The organism is Cupriavidus sp. 30B13 (genome assembly GCF_049059565.2).
Classification (GTDB): Bacteria; Pseudomonadota; Gammaproteobacteria; order Burkholderiales; family Burkholderiaceae; genus Cupriavidus.
Genome location: NZ_CP188224.1, coordinates 265,867 through 287,371, shown reverse-complemented (window position 1 = coordinate 287,371; position 21,505 = coordinate 265,867). Strand labels below are relative to the sequence as shown.

The 21,505-nt window shown below is 69.7% G+C and carries 18 protein-coding genes; 3 read left to right on the top strand and 15 right to left on the bottom strand.

All coding sequences use genetic code 11. The annotated features are described in order from the left end of the window. Window position 1: 1 nt before the first annotated feature. From ACKI2N_RS20625 to ACKI2N_RS20615, 3 genes are all read right to left on the bottom strand, one after another. Window positions 2-790 (bottom strand): ImmA/IrrE family metallo-endopeptidase, encoded by a 789-nt coding sequence (locus ACKI2N_RS20625; protein ID WP_420997809.1) that lies wholly within the window; start codon window positions 788-790, stop codon window positions 2-4. A 143-nt stretch (window positions 791-933) separates the two neighbouring features. Further along, entirely contained in the window at window positions 934-2,091 is a 1,158-nt protein-coding gene (locus ACKI2N_RS20620) for an acyl-CoA dehydrogenase family protein (protein ID WP_420997810.1), read from the bottom strand. Window positions 2,092-2,387: 296 nt separating this feature from the next. Next, entirely contained in the window at window positions 2,388-2,708 is a 321-nt protein-coding gene (locus tag ACKI2N_RS20615; protein WP_420997811.1) for an H-NS histone family protein, read from the bottom strand. An 855-nt stretch (window positions 2,709-3,563) separates the two neighbouring features. Between ACKI2N_RS20615 and ACKI2N_RS20610 the strand changes: the two genes are divergently transcribed. The 3 genes from ACKI2N_RS20610 (at window position 3,564) to ACKI2N_RS20600 (ending at window position 6,816) form a co-directional block, all read left to right on the top strand. Next, window positions 3,564-5,168, top strand: a complete 1,605-nt coding sequence (locus ACKI2N_RS20610) for a phospholipase D family protein (protein ID WP_420997812.1) — start codon at window positions 3,564-3,566, stop codon at window positions 5,166-5,168. Window positions 5,169-5,245: 77 nt separating this feature from the next. Then, window positions 5,246-6,208: a LysR family transcriptional regulator gene (locus tag ACKI2N_RS20605; protein ID WP_420997813.1), complete on the top strand. Its 963-nt coding sequence runs from the start codon at window positions 5,246-5,248 to the stop codon at window positions 6,206-6,208. Window positions 6,209-6,342: 134 nt separating this feature from the next. Further along, window positions 6,343-6,816 carry an aminoacyl-tRNA deacylase gene (locus tag ACKI2N_RS20600; RefSeq protein ID WP_420997814.1) on the top strand — a complete coding sequence of 158 codons (474 nt, stop codon included), beginning with the start codon at window positions 6,343-6,345 and terminating at the stop codon, window positions 6,814-6,816. 38 nt (window positions 6,817-6,854) lie between these two features. Here the strand turns inward: ACKI2N_RS20600 and ACKI2N_RS20595 are convergent, their stop codons facing one another. The 12 genes from ACKI2N_RS20595 to ACKI2N_RS20540 all read right to left on the bottom strand — a co-directional run bounded on the left by ACKI2N_RS20595 (window position 6,855) and on the right by ACKI2N_RS20540 (window position 21,471). Then, window positions 6,855-7,808 (bottom strand): Bug family tripartite tricarboxylate transporter substrate binding protein, encoded by a 954-nt coding sequence (locus tag ACKI2N_RS20595; protein ID WP_420997838.1) that lies wholly within the window; start codon window positions 7,806-7,808, stop codon window positions 6,855-6,857. A 355-nt stretch (window positions 7,809-8,163) separates the two neighbouring features. Further along, entirely contained in the window at window positions 8,164-9,663 is a 1,500-nt protein-coding gene (locus tag ACKI2N_RS20590; protein WP_420997815.1) for an aldehyde dehydrogenase, read from the bottom strand. After that, complete coding sequence (locus tag ACKI2N_RS20585; protein WP_420997816.1) at window positions 9,660-10,595, bottom strand: DMT family transporter; 936 nt, start codon at window positions 10,593-10,595, stop codon at window positions 9,660-9,662. Before ACKI2N_RS20585 ends, ACKI2N_RS20590 begins: the two co-directional genes overlap by 4 nt. After that, window positions 10,592-11,836 (bottom strand): Zn-dependent hydrolase, encoded by a 1,245-nt coding sequence (locus ACKI2N_RS20580; protein ID WP_420997817.1) that lies wholly within the window; start codon window positions 11,834-11,836, stop codon window positions 10,592-10,594. The genes ACKI2N_RS20585 and ACKI2N_RS20580 overlap by 4 nt, the downstream gene beginning before the upstream one ends. Window positions 11,837-11,859: 23 nt before the next feature. After that, on the bottom strand, window positions 11,860-12,933 hold the full coding sequence (locus tag ACKI2N_RS20575; RefSeq protein ID WP_420997818.1) for a histone deacetylase family protein: 1,074 nt from the start codon (window positions 12,931-12,933) through the stop codon (window positions 11,860-11,862). Between the two features lie 123 nt (window positions 12,934-13,056). Continuing rightward, window positions 13,057-14,781, bottom strand: coding sequence for a thiamine pyrophosphate-binding protein (locus tag ACKI2N_RS20570; RefSeq protein WP_420997819.1), 1,725 nt, complete (start codon window positions 14,779-14,781; stop codon window positions 13,057-13,059). Then, window positions 14,778-15,065 carry a cupin domain-containing protein gene (locus tag ACKI2N_RS20565; RefSeq protein ID WP_420997820.1) on the bottom strand — a complete coding sequence of 96 codons (288 nt, stop codon included), beginning with the start codon at window positions 15,063-15,065 and terminating at the stop codon, window positions 14,778-14,780. Before ACKI2N_RS20565 ends, ACKI2N_RS20570 begins: the two co-directional genes overlap by 4 nt. A 57-nt stretch (window positions 15,066-15,122) precedes the next feature. Further along, a complete protein-coding gene (locus tag ACKI2N_RS20560; RefSeq protein WP_420997821.1) occupies window positions 15,123-16,589 on the bottom strand; it encodes an NAD-dependent succinate-semialdehyde dehydrogenase in 1,467 nt (488 codons plus the stop codon). A gap of 61 nt (window positions 16,590-16,650) precedes the next feature. Further along, complete coding sequence (locus ACKI2N_RS20555) at window positions 16,651-17,913, bottom strand: 4-aminobutyrate--2-oxoglutarate transaminase (protein WP_420997822.1); 1,263 nt, start codon at window positions 17,911-17,913, stop codon at window positions 16,651-16,653. Between the two features lie 44 nt (window positions 17,914-17,957). Then, window positions 17,958-19,622 (bottom strand): ABC transporter ATP-binding protein, encoded by a 1,665-nt coding sequence (locus ACKI2N_RS20550; RefSeq protein WP_420997823.1) that lies wholly within the window; start codon window positions 19,620-19,622, stop codon window positions 17,958-17,960. A gap of 8 nt (window positions 19,623-19,630) precedes the next feature. Beyond that, on the bottom strand, window positions 19,631-20,470 hold the full coding sequence (locus tag ACKI2N_RS20545; RefSeq protein ID WP_020202433.1) for an ABC transporter permease: 840 nt from the start codon (window positions 20,468-20,470) through the stop codon (window positions 19,631-19,633). Further along, entirely contained in the window at window positions 20,467-21,471 is a 1,005-nt protein-coding gene (locus ACKI2N_RS20540; protein ID WP_420997824.1) for an ABC transporter permease, read from the bottom strand. The genes ACKI2N_RS20545 and ACKI2N_RS20540 overlap by 4 nt, the downstream gene beginning before the upstream one ends. Window positions 21,472-21,505 lie beyond the last annotated feature (34 nt).

Genomic DNA, 21,505 nt, shown 5'->3' with positions numbered 1-21,505 from the left:
ACTAGCGCGGGAACGCCGCGTGCCGTTGCTGCGAGGCACGCACGGCCGCACGCCGGGGCCCGAGGGCCAGGGCGATGCCGGTGCCGTCCTCGAGCGCCTGGCGCGCGCCGGCCAGGTCGCACGCGCGCAGGCCGAAGGCGGTCTCGCTGGTCCACGTGCCGAGCGGGCGGCCGTCGCGCTCGAGCGTGAGCACGGCCTGCTGCGCGGTATAGGACAGCCAGCGCCGCGCCACGTGCGGCAGCGGCAGGCCGAAGCGCTGCGCCAGCGCGGCCAGCGCGTCCAGGTCCACCGCGCCGGGCAGGTTGCGGCGGCAGGCTTCCAGCGGCATCAGCAGCCGGGCCGCGAACGAATAGGCCAGGCCACCGGCCGATTCGTCGTCCGGCATCGCCATCAGCGCCTGCGCGGTGCATTCCACGAACGCCAGGCCGGGCCCGCCGAGCAACTGGCGGCCGAGCAGGTACGCAATCATGAAGCGCGCGTGAGACGCGGGCAGGCGGTCGCCGTAGAGGATGGTCCAGGCGCCGGTGCCGGTGCGGTAGAGCGCGCCATCGAAACTCTGCAGCGGCGCCGCCTGGACCGAAGACACCGGGTCGGAGCGGCCCAGCGCGCCGGCGGCGCCGAGCGCGAGGCGCACGGCGTCGGGCGGGGCATCGGCCTGCGGCGCGGCAGCCATCAGCGCGGCGATGAGCGCATAGCACGGCGCGTGGCCGGGCCGCGCGGGACCGTCGTCGGCACCCGGCGGCAGGTCACCGCCGGGCGCGGGAACACGGGAAGCGGCGAACGCCATCATGGGTGGTCTCCGTCGGGGGCAGCAGGAGCGCGCAGGCGGGGCCGCGAAGGCGGCCTCCGCGCGCGCCGGCGGCACGGGCCGCCAGGGATGGCTGCGCGCGGCGGGACGGGGCCAGGCCCGCGCCCGCCTGGCGCACGGCCGGATCAGTCGCGCAGCAATTGCTTGGCGATGATCAGTTGCTGGATCTGCGTGGTGCCTTCGTACAGGCGCAGCAGGCGCACGTCGCGGTAGAAGCGCTCGGCCTTGTACTCGGCGATGTAGCCGGCGCCGCCGTGGATCTGCACCGCGCGGTCGGCCACGCGGCCCACCATCTCGGTACAGAACATCTTGGTGCACGAGGCCAGCATGCTGACTTCCGGGTCGCTCTTGCCGGGCGTCTTGGCGTCATAGCGCTGCGCGCAGTCGCGCACCATCGACAGACCCGCGTAGAGCTCGGCCTGGCTGTCGGCCAGCATCGCCTGGATCAGCTGGAAATCGCCGATCGGCTGGCCGAACTGCTTGCGCTCCCTGGCATAGGCCACCGCGTCGGTGATCAGCCGGTGCGCCATGCCGCAGGCCAGCGCCGAGATATGCAGGCGGCCGCGGTCGAGCACCTTCATGGCGGTCTTGAAGCCCACGCCCGGCACGCCGCCGATGATGTTGGCCGCCGGCACGCGCACGTTCTCCAGCACCACGTCGCAGGTCTTGGTGCCGCGCTGGCCCATCTTCTTGTCCGGCTTGCCCAGCGAAATGCCCGGGGTGTCGGCCGGCACGATGAACGACGAGATGCCCGAGGCGCCGGCGCCGCCGGTGCGGGCCATCAGCGTGAAGGCCCCCGCGCGCGGCGCGTTGGTGATGAAGCGCTTGGTGCCGTTGATGACGTAGTGGTCGCCGTCGAGCTCGGCCCTGGTCTGCAGCGAGGCCGCGTCGGAGCCGGCGTTCGGCTCGGTCAGCGCGAACGAGATGATGAGCTCGCCGCTGGCGATCTTGGGCAGGTAGGCCTGCTTCTGCGCCTCGGTGCCGTCCATCAGGATGCCCTGCGAGCCGATGCCGACATTGGTGCCGAACACCGAGCGGAAGGCGAAGGCGGTGTGGCCGAGGTCGTACACCACATCGCACTCCTGCGACATCGACAGGCCGATGCCGCCGTAGTTCTCGGGGATGGAGATGCCGAACAGGCCCATCTCCTTCATGTCGGCGACGATCTCGGCCGGCACGTCGTCGGTTTCCTCGAGCGTGTCTTCGGCCGGCTTCAGGCGTTCGTCGATAAAGCGCTGCACCGACGCGCGCAGCAGCGAAAAGGATTCGGCATCCAGGCTCATGGGGGAAATCTCCGGTCAAGGCAAACAACGATGTGGCCAACATGTTACGCCGTCATCGAATTTTGACAATCCCACACATCTTGGACAGACTGGATAGCCATATTTTACAATCCGCCTGATATTAGCCTTGCATCACATCGCAGAAATTTCAGGGGAATGGAAAAGCGGAAAGCGGGGGGGATGAAGCGAGGAAGAACCGGGACCGGCGCGGGGGAAAAGGCGGGGACGCACCCGCCGCAGGCTCGCGGCGGGTGGCGCGATGGCAAAGCCCGGCGGCGCCCAGGCGCCGCCCTCGATCAGGCTTCGGCGATCAGGAAGCGCGCGCGGTTCTTGCCCAGCCATGCCGGGGCGCGGCCGCGGCCGGTCCAGGTGGCGCCGGTCTTCGGGTCGCGGTACTTCGGGGGCAGGGTGCTCTTGGGCTTGGCGGCCTTGCCGTTGGCACCGGCGGCCGGACGGCCGCGGCGGCGCTTGGGCGCGATGTCGTCGACCGTCAGTTCATATTCCGTCATCAGGCCCTGGATCTGGGCAATGACGCCAGCCACTTCGCTGGCGCGCATTTCCGCCAGTTTTGCTTCGAGCGCTTCCTTCTCCGCAATCAGTTGCTTGTACGTCGCCATTTGGATTCTCCTGGGGAGGGTTAATTGAATGATAGGGGGAAAATCGGATGCCGTAGCCTACCACGTTTGATTAATGAAAATATAGCTGCGTAAGAACTTGATACACCCGAGTGAATTTTTCCGGCCTATTGCCGAGACCCGCCACAGTGCCGATTGGTTCGATTGCGCGCGATTGGCGCGATTGGCCGCAGCCCCAATGCGCAGCACGAAAAGGCGAATTCACGTATTAGTCGAGGGGATATTTCGCATTTCCGTCCCGGCTGTGGCTGTTGTTGCGCCGCTGGCTTCAGGCAATCCGGGGCGCAATCGAAAGGCATTCGAAAGCTGAATGGCGTCAATTGCCGCGACCGATGCCCGCCGGCCGCGCCCGGCAAGGCGCGCAGGCCGGCGACGGCGTGGATCAATGTGGGGCCACGATCCATTGCACACAATTGGCAAACCCGGCAAGGGTTTTGTCCAAGGCAGGCAAAGCCGGAGCTAAGCAATATCCACTTTCCCGTAGCGCCGGCTATCGGCAAGCGCCGCCGGAGCGGCGCCGGAATACGGCCGGGAAATCGGCATGCAAAGAAGCGGGCCGGCCCGCGGGACTTGAATCGCAATGCATTGCCTGCTTTGATTCAAACGCACCCGGCACGCGCCAATGCGAATTGGCGCGGCCGCATTGCATGCGTTGGCATGCATCCATTCTTTGCTTCCCGGAGCCTGGCGATGGTACCGTGCAAATCGCATGATCCACGCGAACCGGACCGGATTCAATTCGGGGGAATACAGATGCCGCCGCTTGCGCCGCGAAATAAACCCGCCCCTCCCGCCCTCCCCGCCCTCCCCGTCCAGCCCGCACCGCCCGTGCCGCCCATGAGCAATGCCGGCGGACGCGGCAAGGCCACCGGGGCGGGCCGGCTCGCCGCGCGCGCCGCCGCGGCGCTGGCGCTGGTCTTGCTGGCCGCCTGCGCCAGCCTGCCGCAGCCGCCCGGCGGCACGCCCTCGCAGGCGCTCGCCGACACCGCCGGCACGCGCCTGGGGCAGGTGCTGGCGCCCGGACAGTCCCGGCATCCGGGCGAATCGGTGTTCTACCCGCTGTCGTCCGGCCCGGACGCGCTGGTGGCGCGGCTGGCGCTGGCGCGCGGCGCCGAGCGCAGCCTGGACCTGCAGTACTACATCTTCGACGCCGACCTCACCGGCAAGTCCCTGCTGGGCGCCGTGGTCGCGGCGGCGGACCGCGGCGTGCGCGTGCGCGTGCTGCTCGACGACCTGCACCTGTCGGGGCAGGACCGCGCGCTGGCGGCCATCGACGCCCATCCCAACATCGAGGTGCGGCTGTTCAACCCGTTCGCCAACCGCGGCGCGCGCTGGTTCGACTTCGCCACGAGCTTCCGGCGCCTGGACCGGCGCATGCACAACAAGTCGATGACCGCCGACAACCAGCTCGCGGTGGTGGGCGGGCGCAATATCGGCGACGCCTATTTCTCCGCCGACACCGCCAGCGACTTCACCGACTTCGACGTGCTGGCCGGCGGCCCGGTGGTGCGGCAGGTATCCGCCGTGTTCGACGATTACTGGAACAGCGCGTCGAGCTACCCTGCGGCCGGGCTGCTGCCCGCCCCCGACGATGCGCCGGCCGAGGTGGACATGCTGCGCAGATACCTCGCCCGGCAGGCCGCGCAGGCCCGCGGCGGCGAGTACGCGCAGGAACTGCTGGCCTCGGGCATGGTGAGCGCGCTCGAAAGCGGCAGGCTGCCGGCCTACTGGGGGCGCGCCGAGGTGATCGCCGACCAGGCCGCCAAGGTCACGCTGCCGCCCGAAGACGATGCCAGCCACGCGATCCCGCAACTGGCGCGCCTGCTGGGCAGCGCGCAGAGCGAGCTGTCGCTGGTCTCGCCGTACTTCGTGCCAGACCGCAAGTCGATCGACTGGCTCGCCGGCATCGCCCGGCGCGGCGTGCACGTGCGCATCCTTACCAATTCCTTTGCCGCCACCGATGTCAGCGCCGTGCACGCCGGCTACGCGCCCGCGCGCCAGGCCCTGCTCGCAGCGGGCATCGAGCTGTACGAGCTCAAGCCCTCGGCCTACGCGGAAATGGCGCGCGGCGGCCACCGCAGCCTGGTCAGCAAGAGCCGCGCGAGCCTGCACGCCAAGAGCTATATGGTGGACCGCCGCCTGCTGTTCGTCGGCTCGCTCAACCTGGACCCGCGCTCGGCCCGGCTCAACACCGAGATGGGCGTGGTGCTCGACAGCGCGGCGCTGTGCGCCGCCCTCGGCGCGGGGCTGGACGACAAGCTGCTCGACGTCGCCTACAAGGTCATGCTGGAAACCGACCCCGCCGGCGGGCAGCCGCGGATGGTGTGGATCACGCGCGAGGACGGCCTGCTCAAGACCTACCGCAGCGAGCCGGACATGAGTTTCCTCCAGCATGTCGGCCAGGGGCTGCTGCGCCTGCTGCCGCTGGAGGCGGAACTGTAGGCGCGGCGAACGACGCTAAACTGCCTGCCACGCCGCGCCCGCCGGCACGCTCTCACTGCAAGGATTTCAAGCGCCACATGGACCTCAACGCCCTCCGCCTGTTCGTGGACATCGTCGACGCCGGCAACCTGTCGGCCGCCGCGCGCAAGCTCAAGATGACGCGCGCCAACGTGAGCTACCACCTCAAGGCGCTGGAGGAAGCGCTCGGCGTGCAGCTGCTGCGCCGGACCACGCGCCACGTGGAGCCCACCCCGGTGGGCGCCGGCCTCTACGAGCATGGCCGCAACATCCTCGGCGAGGTGGCGGCCGCCAACGCGCTGATCAACAGCATGGGCAAGAGCCTGCAGGGCCATGTGCGCCTGTCGGTGCCGACCGGCCTGGGCCACGCGCTGATGTCCCAGCTGCTGGTGAAGTTCAAGCACCGCTACCCCGACATCACGCTCGACGTGGTGTTCGACAACCGCATCCACAACCTGGTGTCCGAAGACGTGGAAGTGGCCCTGCGCATCATCTCCACCCCGCCGGACTCGGTGGTCGCCACCGAGATCGGCGTGGTGGAGTGGATCGTGTGCGGCGCGCCCGGCTACCTGGCCGCCCACCCCGCCCCGCGCGAGCTGGCCGACCTCAAGGATCACGCCATCGTGTGCGCCTCGCCGATCGGCCAGAAGCTCAAGGCGTTCGGCACGCGCGGCCACGGCGCCGATGCCGCGCGCGAACAGGTGGCGCTGGAACCCACGCTGAGCTCGGAGAACTTCGCCTTCCTCAAGGACGGCGTGCTGGGCGACGTGGGCCTGGGCATCTTCCCGCTCTACGCCGTGGCCGGCGAACTGGCCGCGGGCACCCTGGTGGCGCTGCTGCCGGACTACCGCATCAGCGTGTTCGGCAGCCGGCTCTACATGCTGACCATGCCCAACCGCTACCAGACCATGGCCACGCGCTACCTGCTCAATTTCCTCAAGACCGAGCTGCGGGTCCTGTGGCCCGCCCCGCGCCAGGCGGTGCCCGCCGGAGAGCCCGACGCGGCACCCGGCGCGGACTGAGCCCCGCATGGCGCCGGCGTCACCGCCATCCCATCCCCACCGATAGCGGCTTTGCATCCGGGCGGCGCCGTCTATAGTAGGAAACGCAGGGGTCCCCCGGCCCAGACTGCAACGTACAGCGAAGGAGACGCATCATGGCCTTGGCTACCACCCTGGCAAATTGCCTGAACAGCAGGAACAGCCGTTTCGATACCATCCGCCATCCCTACACCCTCAGCAGCATGGCCACTGCCGAGGCAGCGCACGTTCCCGGAGACCGCCTGGCCAAGACCCTGTTGCTGGAAGACGAGATCGGCTATGTGGCCGTGGTGATCCCGTCCACCCATCACCTGAACCTGTCGGCGCTGTGCGCGCAGACCGGCCGCACGCTGATCCTCGCGCAGGAGGACGAGATCCGCGAAGTCTTCAAGGACTGCGACTTCGGCGCCATCCCGCCGGTGGCGATGGCGTACGGCATGCACACCTACCTCGACGACAGCCTGCTGGCCCAGCCGGAAGTGTTCTTCGAGGCGGGCGATCACCAGCAGCTGGTCCACATGACCTGCGAGCAGTTCGCCGAACTGATGGCCGGCGCCGAGCACGGCCGCTTCTCCCGCCACATGATGTAGGCCGGCACGGGGCGCATGCCGCCGGCCGGCGGCATGCGCTACTGCAGGCTGATCCCCGACTGCCTGACCAGCTTTTCCGTGCGCGGGATCTCCGCGCCCACCATCGCGCTGAAATCCGCCACCGAGCCGCCGCGCGGCTCCGCGCCCGTGGCAGCCAGCTTCTCGCGGAAGCCGGGGTCCTTGAGCAGCTTGTTGATCGACACGTTGAGCTTGTTGACCACGTCCGGCGGCGTGCCCTTGGGCGCGACGATGCCGTACCACGGCGCGATGTCGTAGCCCGGATAGCCCTGCTCCGCGATGGTGGGAATGTCCGGCGCCATCGCCGAGCGCTTGCTGTTGGACACGCCCAGCGCGCGCAGCTTACCGGCCTTCACGTAGGGCAGCCCGGTCATGATGGTGTCGAAGTACATCGACACCTGGCCCGACAGCAGCGCGGGGATCGCCTCGCCGGCGCCCTTGTACGGCACGTGCACGATGTCGATGCCGGCCAGCGCCTTGAGCATCTCGCCGGCCATGTGCGAGGTGGTGCCGGCGCCGAACGACGCATAGGTCAGCTTGCCCGGATTGGCCTTGGCGTAGGCGACCATCTCCGGCAGCGTCTTGAACGGCAGGTCCGGGCTGGACAGCAGGATGTTGGGCGTGAAGGCCACCACCGCGACCTTCTCGAACGCATCCGGGTCGTAGCTGAGCTTCTTGTACAGGAAGCGGTTGGTCACCATCGAGGCGGGGCCGGACATCAGCAGGGTGTAGCCGTCGCCGGGCGCGCGCGCCGCGGTCTCGCTGCCGATCATGGCCGCCGCGCCGGGGCGGTTCTCCACCACGAAGGTCTGGCCGTATTCCTTGCCCAGGCCGATGCCGATCTGGCGCGTGATGAGGTCGGTGGCGGAGCCCGCCTGGAACGGCACCACGATGCGCACCGGCTGCGTGGGCCAGTCGCGCGCGCCCTGGGCGAACAACGAAGGCGCGGCGGCGCCCAGCAGGATGGCGAGCATGGCTGCGCGTCGTTTCTCGAACGAAGGATTGTGCATGGTATGGCTTGCCTCTAGGAGATTGGATCGTCCCGGCTCGGGGTGTAGGCCAGTCAAGCAATTGCCATGCCATTGAGAAACGGCATTTTTTTGAATTTCCAATACCGTTTACGGCGCAATATGCACGCTATTGGATTTCCGCTTCCGTTTCATGCACTGCGATGGAATTTCAAGCCGGCGCGCGCCGGCACAAAAAACGAAAAAAGCAGGACAGTATCGCGCAGAAGGCGACAGGTTCGCCCTTTCCGTGCGATACGGTCCTGCCATTTTTCGGGAAATCCGAAGTTATGAATTGCTCGATTTCTTTAAATCAATACCGTCATTCGAGATGAATCCAGGTCGTCTTCAGGTCCGTGTATTTATCGAGCGCATGCAATGACTTGTCACGCCCGTTGCCGGATTGCCTGACGCCGCCGAACGGCACCGTGACGTCGCCGTCCATGTAGCAGTTGACCCACACCAGGCCGGCGCGCAGCCGGCGCGAAACGCGATGCGCGCGCGACAGGTTCGCGGTCCACAAGCCGGAGCCGAGGCCGTACGGCGAATCGTTGGCCATGCGCACGGCTTCGTCCTCGGTGTCGAACACGGTCACGGCCAGCACCGGGCCGAAGATCTCCTCGCGCACGATCGACAGCGACTGCGACGGGCACTCGAAGATGGTCGGCTCGAGGAAATAGCCGCCGCTCTCGCCGCGCACGCGCTGCCCGCCCAGGCGCAGGCGCGCGCCTTCGCGCTGGCCCGCGTCGACGAACGACAGCACGCGGTCGAGCTGGCGCGCGTCGACGATGGCGCCCATGGCGGAGGACGGATCGAGCGGGTCGCCGGGCTGCATGCGCGCCGCGGCCGCTTCGAGCCGCGCCATGAAGGCATCGTAGATGCCGCGCTGCACGTAGAGCCGCGAGCCGGCGATGCAGATCTCGCCCTGGTTGTTGAAGATGCCCACGGCGGCCGCCTGCGCGGCGCGGTCGAGGTCCGGGCAGTCGTCGAACACGATATGCGGCGACTTGCCGCCGCACTCCAGCCACACGCGCTTGAGGTTGGACTGGCCCGCGTATTCCATGAAGCGCTTGCCGGTGGCGGTGGAACCGGTGAAGGCGATGCAGTCCACGTCCGGGTGGCGCCCCAGCGCCTGGCCCGCTTCCGCGCCCAGGCCCGGCACCACGTTGAACACGCCGGCGGGAATGCCGGCCTGCTCCGCCAGCTCGGCCAGGCGCAGCGCGGTCAGCGGCGACTGCTCGGCCGGCTTGAGGATGACGCTGTTGCCGGCGGCCAGCGCCGGCGCCACCTTCCAGCTTGCCATCAGCAGCGGGTAGTTCCACGGCACCACCGCGGCCACCACGCCGAGCGGCTCGCGCGTGATGGTGGCCAGCGTATTGCCGTCGGTGGGCGCGATCTCGTCGTAGAGCTTGTCGATGGCCTCGGCGTACCACGCATAGGTGCGCGCGGCCTCGGGAATGTCGTACAGCAGCGCGTCGCCGATGGGCTTGCCCATGTCGAGCGTCTCCAGCAGCGCCAGTTCCTCGCGCTGCGCCTCGATCAGCGCGGCCAGCCGCAGCAGCGCCGCCTTGCGCTCGCGGCGCGGCATCTGCGACCACACGCCGGACTCGAACGCCGCGCGCGCGGCCGCCACGGCGCGGTCCACGTCCGCGCCGCCGCACGCGGCGACATGCGCCAGCAGCGCGCCGGTGGCCGGGTTGCGGGTCTCGAAGGTGGCGCCGCCGGCGGCGTCGGTCCAGGCGCCGCCGATATAGGCCTGGGTGCGCATCGGCACCGTGGCGGCGCGCTGGCGCCAGTAGGCGAGGTCGTGCAATTCACTCATGATGATTCCGCGGTTGAGGTGGAACGAAGGCGCGCACCGTCCGGAGCCGGCGCGCGCGTTGGCAAGGTCAGGGACAGCCCGGCCGCGATGATCAGCGCGATGCCCGCCAGCGCCGGGCCGTCGGGCCAGCGGCCGAACCACAGCGCGCTGTACACCAGCGCCAGCAGCAGGTGGCAATAGTTGAGCGGCGCCAGCGTGGAGGCCGGCGCGCGCTGCAGCGCCAGGATCAGCAGCACCTGCGCGCCGGCGCTCATGAAGCCCATGGCGAGGATGGCCAGCCAGTCCGCCGCGCCGGGCCACGCGGCCGGCGGGAAGAACGGCGCCGGCAGGCCGGTGGCGACCAGGCAGATCACCGCCGCGAAACCGTACTGCACGCCCGCGTCGGCCTTGCCGGCCAGGCGCCGCGTCAGCAGTTGCAGCAAGGCGTAGGACAGCGCCGCGGCCACCATCAGCAAGGTGCCCAGCAGCGGCAGCTGCCCGCCCGGGCGCACGATCAGCAGCATGCCGCCGAAGCCGGTGGCCACCGCCAGCCACTTGCGCGGCCCCACGTACTCGCCCAGCAGCCACGGCGACAGCGCGACGATCACCAGCGGCGACATGAAGTAGATGGCGGTGGCCTCGGCCAGCGGCATCCACAGCAGCGCGGTCATGAAGCAGGTGCCCACCAGCGCCAGCATCACGCCGCGCAGCGCGAGCTGGCCGCGGTGCGGCGTGCGCCAGAAGCGCAGGCGCCCGGCGCGCGCCAGCATGACGGCCGCCACCGTCGCGGTGGCGGCATAGCGCACCGCGTTCAGGAACGGCGCCGGATAGCGCCCCACCAGGTGCTTGGCGGTGGCGTCCACGGTGGCGAACAGCGCCACCGCGCACAGGAAGATCAGGCCGCCGCGCCACCAGCCCGCCGCGCTGCCGCCCGCCGGCACGGCGGCGCTCATGCGCCGGCCTGCGCCACCATCGCGCCCAGCAGCACGTTGGCGCCGGCTTCCAGGTGCTCCGGCCTGGCATCCTCCACCTCGTTGTGGCTGATGCCGTCCTTGCACGGCACGAAAATCATGGCGGTGGGCGCCACCGTGGCGATGTACACCGCGTCGTGCCCGGCGCCGGTGACGATGTCCTGGTGCGTGTAGCCGAGTGCCGCGGCCTGGCCGCGCACGTGGCCCACCAGCTCCGGCGCGAACGGCGTGGGCGGGAAATACTGCACGTCCTCGATCTTCACGCCGAGCGGCGCGCCGGTGGTCTCGCCGCGCGCCAGCGCCGCGCAGGCCGCGCGCAAGCGCGCGTCCATCTCGGCCAGGCGGTCCGCATCCTGGTGGCGCAGGTCCACCGTGAACTTCACTTCGCCGGGGATCACGTTGCGCGAGGCCGGATGCACTTCGAGCACGCCCACCGTGCCGCGCCCGTGCGGCGCGAAGTCATGCGCGATGCGCACCACTTCCTGCACGATGAACGAGGCGCCGTACAGCGCGTCGCGCCGCAGCGGCATCGGCGTGGGGCCGGCGTGCGCCTCCATGCCGGTCACGGTCAGGTCGTACCAGCGCAGGCCGAGCGAACCGGTCACCACGCCGATCACGTTGTCGGCTTCCTCCAGCACCGGCCCCTGCTCGATATGCGCCTCGAAATACGCGCCGATCCCGCGCCCGCCCACCTCGGCCTCGCCGGCATAGCCGATCGCGCGCAGCTCGTCGGCCACGCGCTTGCCTTCGTTGTCGGTGGCATCCAGCGCGGTCTGCAGCGGGAAGATGCCGGCGAACACGCCCGAGCCCATCATCACGGGCACGAAGCGCGTGCCTTCCTCGTTGGTCCAGATCGCCAGCTCCAGCGGCGCCTCGGTCTGCACGCCGTGGTCGTTGAGGGTGCGCATCACCTCCAGCCCGGCCAGCACGCCGAAGCAGCCGTCGAACTTGCCGCCGGTGGGCTGGGTATCGATATGGCTGCCGGTCATCACCGGCGGCAGGCTGCCGTTGCGCCCGGCGCGGCGGCCGAAGATGTTGCCCACGCGGTCCACGGTGACGCTCAGGCCGGCCTCGCGCATCCAGCCCGTCACCAGGTCGCGGCCCTGACCGTCGAGCGCGGTCAGCGCCAGGCGCGCGTTGCCGCCGCGCGGCGTGGCGCCGATGCGGGCCAGGTCCATCAGCGATTGCCACAGGCGCTCGCCGTCGATCTTCAGTGCGGTCATGTCGTGTCTCCGTTGTTCTCTGTTCATGCCATCGCCGGCACCAGGCCGGACAGGAAGGCGTCCAGCGCCGGGCCGATCGCATCGACCTCGTAGCCGCCTTCCTGCACCACCACCGTGGGCACGCCCAGCGCGTTGATGCGCTCGCCGATGCCGCGGTAGGCGTCCAGCCCCACGCGCAGCACGCTGATGGGATCGTGGATGTAGGTATCGAAGCCCAGCGCCAGCACCAGCGCCTGCGGACGGTAGTCGCGCAGGGCGTCGAGCGCGTTGTCGAGCGCGGCCAGGAAGCCGTCGTCCTCGGTGCCGTGCGCGAGCGGGAAGTTCAGGTTGTAGCCGTAGCCCGCGCCGTAGCCGCGCTCGTTGGCGTAGCCGGTATAGAACGGGTAGTAGCCGCTCGGGTCGGCGTGCAGCGAGATCGTCATCACGTCGGAGCGCTGGTAGAAGATCTGCTGGGTGCCGTCGCCGTGATGGGCGTCCACGTCCAGCACCGCCACCTTGCCGAAGCGCTTGAGCAGCGTCTCCGCGGCGATGGCGGAGTTGTTGACGTAGCAGAAGCCCACCGCGCGGTCACTGTGCGCATGGTGGCCGGACGGGCGCGACAGCGAGTAGGCGATGCCCTGGCGGTCCTGCTGCTCGCACACATACTGCGCGGCGGCCACCGCGCTGTGCGCCGAGCGCAGGATGGCGCGCCAGCTCTGCGGCCCGAGCGGCGCGCTCAGGTCGCCGAGGTAGTAGCCGGCCTGCGCGATGATCGAGTCGGTCGGGCACGGCACGCGGCGCGGCTGGTCCACGCGGCCGTTGTAGTAGGGCGAAAGATTCGGCAGCACCTCGATGCCGGGCTCGAAACCGGGCCGCGCCAGCGCCATCCAGCGCTCATGGGCATAGCCGAGGAAATCGAGGTAGGCCGGGCTGTGCACGGCCTCCAGCGGCGCGCGGCCGAAATCGGCCGGCTCGGCCAGCTCGATGCCGCGCCCGGCCAGCGCGCGCTGCAGCGCATGGGCCCGCGCCGGCACGTCGGTCGGTTCGCACAGGCGGCCCGCGCGCATGAACTGGCGGGGCTGGTGCAGCAGTTGGTCATCCGAGAAGAAGGCGCGCATGATGTCGTGTTCGTGGTGAGGCTGGGTGAAGCGTGGTGAGGCTTTGGTGCAGATGACTGCCGGTTGGCTCCCGCCGGTTGGCTCCCCTCTCCCGCAAGCGGGAGAAGGGAGCGGCACAAAGCGCTAGGCGGCCGCCCGCTGCCGCGCGAACGCGGCTTCGCGGATCTCCGTGAGCGTCACGCCCGGGGCGATGCCGTCGGCGTCGTAGCGCAACTCCAGCAGTGCCGGCAGCTTTTCCTGGTCAGCGAAGGCCCGCGCACGCGCGAACGCGGGGCCGAACGCTTCGTCGCTGTCCACCACCTCGCCGTAGCCGCGATAGGCGCGGATCAGCTCGGTGAACTCGGGGTTGTCGAAGCCCAGCGCGATCGTGCGGCCCGGGAATTCGCGCTCCTGGTGGGAGCGGATGGTGCCCCAGATGCCGTTGTTGAACACCAGGATCACGATGCCGAGCCGGTATTGCATGGCCACGCCGAGCTCCTGCAGGTTCATCTGGAAACAGCCGTCGCCGGCATAGCAGACCACCGTGCGCTCCGGGTTCTCCAGCTTGGCGGAGATCGCCGCGGGCAGGCCGTAGCCCATCGAGCCCACGGTCGGCGCCAGGCTGGTGCCCACGCCCTTGAAGCGGTAATAGGCATGCGGGAACAGCGCGTAGTTGCCGGCGCCCACCGTGATGCACGCGTCTTCGGGCAGCACGTCGCGCACGTGGCAGGCGGCGCGGTTCAGGTTTAGCCTGCCGGGCGCGGCCTTGGGCTCCTGCGCGGCCAGGTACTCCTGGCGCGCCGCGCGGGTGTGCGCGGCCCAGGCCGGTTCGCGCGCGGGCGACAAGCCGTCGAGCGCGGCGGCGAACGCGTTCACGTCCGCCGCCACCGGCAGCGCGGGCTGGAACACGCGGCCCAGCTCGTCGGCGTCCGGGTACACATGCACCAGCTTCTGGCGCGGCAGCGGGCTTTCCACCACCGTGTAGCCCTCGGTGGTGGCTTCGCCCATGCGCGTGCCCACCGCGATCAGCAGGTCGGCCTCGCGGATGCGCCGGCGCAGCGCCTCGCCCATGCCCCAGCCGACGTGGCCGGCGTAGTTCGGATGATGGTTGTCGAAGCACTCCAGCCGGCGCCAGGCCACGCCCACCGGCAGCGCGAAGCGCTCGGCGAACGCCTCGAGCCGGCGCTGCGCCGGCGCGCTCCAGCCCGAGCCGCCCACCAGCATGAACGGACGCTCGGCGCGCTCCAGCAGGCCGGCCAGCGCGTCCAGCGCCGCGGGCGTGGGCGCGCCGTGCGCGCGCTGGTAGCGCGGCATGTCGGCCACCGCCGCGGTGCCCCACAGCGTGTCCTCGGGCAGCGCCAGCACCACCGGGCCGGGCCGGCCGCTGGTGGCCACCGCGAACGCGCGCGCGATGAACTCGGGGATGCGGTCGGTGCGGTCGATCTGCGCCACCCACTTGGCCATCTGGCCGAACATGCGGCGGTAATCGACTTCCTGGAACGCCTCGCGCTCGATGAAGTCGTTGCCGACCTGGCCGACGAACAGGATCATCGGCGTGGAGTCCTGGTGCGCCGTGTGCACGGCGATGCTGGCGTTGGTGGCGCCGGGCCCGCGCGTGACGAAGCAGATGCCGGGCTCGCCGGTGAGCTTGCCGTAGGCCTCCGCCATGTAGCCGGCGCCGCTTTCCTGCCGGCACACGATGGGCTCGATCGCGTCCTGGTGGTCGTACAGCGCGTCGATGCAGGGCAGGTAGCTTTCGCCCGGCACCAGGAACACGCGCTTGACGCCCTGGATGCGCAACTGCTCGACCAGGATCTGGCCGCCGTTGCGCTCGCGCGGCGCGGCGGCGTGGGTTGAAGGTGCATTCATCGCTTGATCTCGATTTCCACGAACACGCACTCGCCTTCGTGCGCGTTGATGACGTTGTGCTCCACGCCGGCCGCGCGGTAGTAGGCCCGGCCCGCCACCAGCTGGCTGACCACTTCGCCGGCCGGCGTCTCCAGCCGCAGCGCGCCGGTGGTCATCGGCACCACCACGTAGTCATGGCCGTGGCGGTGGTGGCCGGTCTCGGCGCCCGGCGCGAAGCGCCACTCGGTGACGGCCACGCGGTCGTTGTCGACCTGAACGGTGGGAACGGCTTGGGGTCTGCTCATGGCGGCTCTCCTGAAGGGCGTGATGGCTGAAGGGCGTGAGGGGGTTGCCGTGCGGGCTCAGCGGTCCACGCCGCCCATGCACAGGTACTTGGTCTCGAGGTATTCCTCGATGCCGTAGCTGGAACCTTCGCGGCCCAGGCCCGATTGCTTGACGCCGCCGAACGGCGCCACCTCGTTGGAGATCAGCCCGGTGTTGATGCCCACCATGCCGTATTCCAGCGCCTCGGCCACGCGCCACACGCGGCCGATGTCGCGGCTGTAGAAGTAGGACGCCAGGCCGAACTCGGTGTCGTTGGCCATGTCGATGACTTCCTGGTCGCTGCCAAAGCGGAACAGCGGCGCGAGCGGGCCGAAGGTTTCTTCCTTCGCCACCAGCATGGCGGGCGTGACGCCGGCCAGCACGGTGGGCTCGAAGAAGGTGCCGCCGAGGCGGTGGCGCTTGCCGCCGCAGAGCACGCGCGCGCCCTTGCCCACGGCGTCGGCGATGTGCTGCTCGACCTTGGCCACCGCGTCCTCGTTGATCAGCGGGCCCTGCAGCACGCCGGGCTCGAGGCCGTCGCCGACCTTGAGCTTTGCCACCGCGGCCACCAGCTTCTGCGCGAAGGCGTCGTACACCTTGTCGTGCACGTAGAGGCGGTTGGCGCAGACGCAGGTCTGCCCCGCGTTGCGGTACTTGGAAGCCATCGCGCCTTCCACCGCGGCGTCGAGATCCGCATCGTCGAACACGATGAACGGCGCGTTGCCGCCGAGTTCCAGCGACAGCTTCTTGATGGTGGGCGCGGACTGGCGCATCAGGATGCGGCCCACTTCGGTGGAGCCGGTGAAGCTGAGCTTGCGCACCACGGGGCTGCCGGTCAGCTCGCCGCCGATCTCGATCGAGCTGGCGGCGTCGCCGGTCACCACGCTGAGCAGGCCGGCCGGCAGCCCGGCGCGCTCGGCCAGCAAGGCCAGCGCGAGCGCCGACAGCGGCGTGTCCTCGGCCGGCTTGAGCACCATGGCGCAGCCGGCGGCCAGCGCGGGGCCGGCCTTGCGCGTGATCATGGCCAGCGGGAAATTCCACGGCGTGATGGCCGCGCACACGCCCACCGGCTCCTTGACCACCAGCAGGCGCTTGTCGGCCGCCGGCGTGGCCAGCACGTCGCCGTTTACGCGCTTGGCTTCCTCGGCGAACCATTCCAGGAAGGAGGCGGCATAAAGCGCCTCGCCGCGCGCCTCGGCCAGCGGCTTGCCCTGCTCGCAGGTCATCAGCACGGCGAGATCGTCGGCGTTGGCGATCATCAGGTCGTACCAGGCGCGCATCACCTGGGCGCGCTCGCGCGCGGTCTTGCGCCGCCACGCGGCCTGCGCCACGCGCGCGGCCTCGATGGCGCGGCGCGTCTCGGCGGCGCCCATCAGCGGCACGGTGCCGATCAGCGCGCCGCCGGCCGGGTTGGTGACGGCGAAGGTGGCGCCGCTGTCGGCGTCCTGCCACAGGCCGCCGACGAAGGCCTGCGAGCGCAGCAGGCTGGGATCCTTGAGTTGCATGATGTTCTGTCTCGTTATGTTGGTCTTGAAGTGCCGGAGCGCGGGCCGCAGCGGCCCGGCCTCAGCGCGTGAGCACGTCGGCCAGGATGTCCAGCCCTTCGTTCATCACCGCGTCGGGAATCGTGAGCGGGAACAGGAAACGGATCACGTTGCCGTACACGCCGCACGACAGCAGCAGCAGGCCCTGCTCCAGCGCGCGGTTCTGCACCTCGCGCGTGAACTCGGCGTCGGGCGAGCCGTCGGCGCGGCGGAACTCCACCGCCACCATCGCGCCCAGGCCGCGCACTTCGGCGATCTGCGGCACGCGCGGCTTCAGGCTTTCCAGCCGCTCCACCAGGCGCTGGCCGAGCGCGGCGCCGCGCGGGATCAGTTGCTCGCCTTCGAGCACGTCGAGCACGGCCAGCGCGGAAGCCACCGCCAGCGGGTTGCCGGCATAGGTGCCGCCCAGGCCGCCAGGCGCGGGCGCGTCCATGACCTCGGCGCGGCCGCACACCGCCGACAGCGGCATGCCGCCGGCCAGGCTCTTGGCCATGGTGGTCAGGTCCGGCGCCACGTCGTAGTGCTCCATCGCGAACAACTTGCCGGTGCGGCCGAAGCCGGTCTGCACCTCGTCGGCGATCAGCAGGATGCCGTGCTCGTCGCAGACCGCGCGCAGCGCCTTGACGAAGGCCGGCGGCGCCACGTTGAAGCCACCCTCGCCCTGCACCGGCTCGAAGATGATGGCGGCCACGCGCTTGGGATCCACGTCGGCCTTGAACAGGTGCTGCAGCGCCTTGAGCGAGTCGTCCACCGACACGCCGTGCAGCGCGCACGGATACGGCGCGTGGAACACCTCGCCCGGGAACGGCCCGAAGCCCACCTTGTACGGCACCACCTTGCCGGTCAGCGCCATGCCCATCATGGTGCGGCCGTGGAAGCCGCCCGAGAAGGCGATCACGCCGGGCCGGCCGGTGGCGGCGCGGGCGATCTTGATGGCGTTCTCGACGGCTTCGGCGCCGGTGGTGAAGAAAGCGGTCTTCTTGGCCGAGCGGCCCGGCGCGCGCTGGTTGATCTTCTCGGCCAGCTCGATGTAGCTGGCGTACGGCACGATCTGGTACGCGGTATGGGTGAAACGGTCGAGCTGGCGCTGGATCGCCTCGACCAGGCGCGGATGGCGGTGGCCGGTGTTGAGCACGGCGATGCCGGCGGCGAAGTCGATATAGCGCTTGCCCTCCACATCCCAGATCTCCGAATTCTCGGCGCGCTCGGCGTAGAAATTGCACATCACGCCCACGCCACGCGGGGTGGCGGCGTCCTTGCGGCGAACCAGTTCGGCGTTCTTCATCTGTCGTTGCTCCGTCTTTGATGTCGGGTTGTTGCGCGCTGCCCTCAGGCAGCGGCGCGGATCAGGGTCGGGTCCCATTCCTTGCCGGGGACCGCGGCAATCAGGCGCTGCGTGTATTCGTGGCGCGGCGCGTCGAAGATCTGGTCGGGCGGGCCGGACTCCACCACGCGCCCCTTGTGCATCACGATCACGTGATGGCAGATCTGCGCGGCCACGCGCAGGTCGTGCGTGATGAAGATCAGGCCGATGTTCAGGCGCTTCTGCAGGTCGGCCAGCAGCTGCAGCACCTGCGCCTGCACCGAGACGTCGAGCGCGGAGACCGATTCGTCGGCCACCAGCAGCTTGGGCTCCAGCGCGAGCGCGCGCGCGATGCCGACGCGCTGGCGCTGGCCGCCCGAGAACTGGTTGGGATAGCGGTCGAACGCCGACGGCTCCAGCCCCACCAGCTGCAGCAGCTCGCGCCCGCGCGCCTGGGCCTGTGCCAGCGGCACGCCGTTGGCGACCGGGCCGTCGGTGATGATGCGGCCCACCGTGTGGCGCGGGTTGAGCGAGGCGAACGGGTCCTGGAAGATCATCTGCACGTCGCTGCGCAGCGGGCGGAATTGCCGCTCGCTCAGCCGCGCGATGTCCTGCCCGTCGAACAGCAGCTCGCCGCCGTCGATGCCGGTCAGCTTGAGCAGGCACTTGCCGATGGTGGACTTGCCCGAGCCGGACTCGCCGACGATGCCCAGCGTCTGCCCGCGCTGCACGCGGAAGCTCACGCCATCCACCGCGTTGACCACGCGCTTCTTGCTGAACAGGCCGCCGCCCGAGACGTAGGTCTTGCGCAGGTCGCGCACTTCCAGCACGGTCTCGGCCGCGTCCGCCTGGCGCTCCTTGGCGCGCCCGTGCGGCACCGCGCCGATGAGGCGGCGCGTATAGGGATGCTGCGGGTGGTTGAGCACCTGCTGCGCCGGGCCCATTTCCACCAGCACGCCTTTTTCCATCACGGCCACGCGGTCGGCGATCTCCGCCACCACGCCGAAGTCGTGCGTGACGAACATCACGCCCATGCCCTTCTCGGCCTGGATGCGCTTGATCAGCGCCAGGATCTGCGCCTGCGTGGTGACGTCCAGCGCGGTGGTGGGCTCGTCGGCGATCAGCAGCGCGGGCTCGAGCGCCAGCGCCATGGCGATCACCACGCGCTGGCGCTGGCCGCCGGACAGGCGGAACGGGTAGCTGTGGGTCAGCGTGGCGGGGTCGGGCAGGCCGACGAATTCCAGCAGTTCCAGCACGCGGCGGTTGCGCGCCTCGCCCGGATAGGCGCCGTGCACGCGCATCACCTCGGCGATCTGCTCGCCCACTGTCATCACCGGGTTGAGCGCGGACAGCGGTTCCTGGAACACCATCGCCATGTCCTTGCCGCGCATCGACAGCAGGGTGTTTTCGTCGAGCGCCAGCAGGTCGCGGCCCTTGAACAGGATCTGGCCGCCCTGCGGCTTGAGGTAGGGCGGCAGCAGGCCCATGATGGCGTTGGCGCTCATCGACTTGCCCGAGCCGGACTCGCCGACGATGCACAGGATCTCGCCGGCGCGCAGGTCGTAGCTCACGTCCCTGACCGCGTGCGGGCGGTCGCCGCCGGCGGGCAGCGCGATGGTGAGGTCGCGCACGGACAGCAGCGGCGCGGCGTTCTGCGCGGGATTCTGGTCTGGTGCTTGCATGTGCGGCATCCTTTCGATCATTCGCCGCGGCGGCGCAGCTGGGGGTTCATGGCGTCGTTCAGGCCTTCGCCGATCAGGTTGATGGACAGCACCGTGAGCAGGATCGCCACGCCCGGCCACACGCTCATCCACCAGGCTTCGCGGATCATGGTGCGGGCCGCGCCGATCATGAAGCCCCAGCTCATCATGTTGCGGTCGCCCAGGCCGAGGAAGGACAGCGCCGACTCGGTCAGGATCGCCGTGGCCACCATGAACGAGGCCGAGACGATGATGGGCGACATGGCGTTGGGCAGGATCTGCGTGAGGATGATGCGCAGCGGCTTCTGGCCGATCACCACCGCCGCCTGCACGAACTCGCGCTGCTTGAGCGTGAGGAACTCGCCGCGCACCAGGCGCGCCACGGGCGGCCACGACACCACCGAGATGGCCGCCACGATGGAGTAGATGGTCGGGTTGAAGATGGCCACGATCACCACCGCCATGGCCAGTTGCGGAATGGTCTGGAAGAACTCGGTGAAGCGCATCAGCGCGTCGTCCACGCGGCCGCCGCAGTAGCCGGCCACCGAGCCGATCAGGATGCCGAACACCAGCGCCACGCCGGTGGAGATCACGCCCACCAGCAGCGAGACGCGCGCGCCGTACAGCATGCCGGCGGTGATGTCGCGGCCCAGCATGTCGGTGCCGAACGGATAGGCCGCGTCGGCGAACGGGTGCACCAGCGGCTCGCCCACCATCAGCCACGGCGAGTCCTCGTACAGCACGGGCGCGAGCAGCGCCACCGCCACCACGGCCAGCAGCACCAGCAGGCCGATCACCGCGCCGTAGTTGCGCGCATAACGTCGAGCGAAGGCTTTCATGCCGCGGCTCCCTTGCCGCCCACCGCGATGCGGGGGTCGATGAAGCGGTAGACGATGTCCGTCACCAGGTTGAAGAACACCACCAGCGCCGAGGTGACGAAGAAAATGCCCAGCAGCAACTGGTAGTCGCGCTGCAGCAGCGCGTCGAACATCAGGCGGCCGATGCCCGGCCACGAGAACACGGTCTCGGTCAGCACCGCGCCGCCGGCCATCTGGCCGAGCTGGATGCCGGCGAAGGTGATCACCGGCAGCAGCGCGTTGCGCAGCACGTGCACGCGGATCACGCGCCCGGCCGGCACGCCCTTGGCGCGCGCGGTCTTGACGAAGTCCATGCCCATCACTTCCAGCATGGAAGCGCGCGTGAGGCGCACGTACACCGCCATGAAGAAGCAGCCCAGCGAGATGGTGGGCAGCACCATGTGCAGCGCCACGTCCTGCACGCGCGCCAGGCCCGTGTAGCCGGCGCCGATGGTTTCCATGCCGAAGGCGGGCAGCCAGCCCAGCACCACCGAGAACAGGATGATGGCCATCAGCGACAGCCAGAACAGCGGCGTGGCGTACAGCAGCAGCGCGCCGGACATCACCGCGCTGTCGATCCAGCGGCGCTTGTTCTCGTAGCGCGTGCGCGCCGAGATCACGCCCAGCAGCACGCCGAGCACCAGCGAGAACAGGAACGCGCCGCTCATCAGCACGAAGGTGGCCGGCAGGCGGTCGAGGATCAGGTCCAGCACCGGCAGGTGGTTGCGGTACGAGTAGCCCAGGTCGAGCCTGGCCACGCCCTTGAGATAGATGCCGAGCTGGGTCAGCACCGGCTGGTCCAGGCCGAACTGCTCGCGCAGCTGGTTGACGAAGGCGGCATCGCCGGCGCCGGCCTCGCCCGCCATGACGGTGGCGGGGTCGCCCGGCGCCATGCGGATCAGGAAGAAATTGATGATGACCACGCCGAGGACGACCACCAGGGCCTTCCACAAGCGGGACAACAGGAAAGAGAGGAAATTCACGGCATGCTCCACGCGGGCAAAGGCTGGGCCCGGG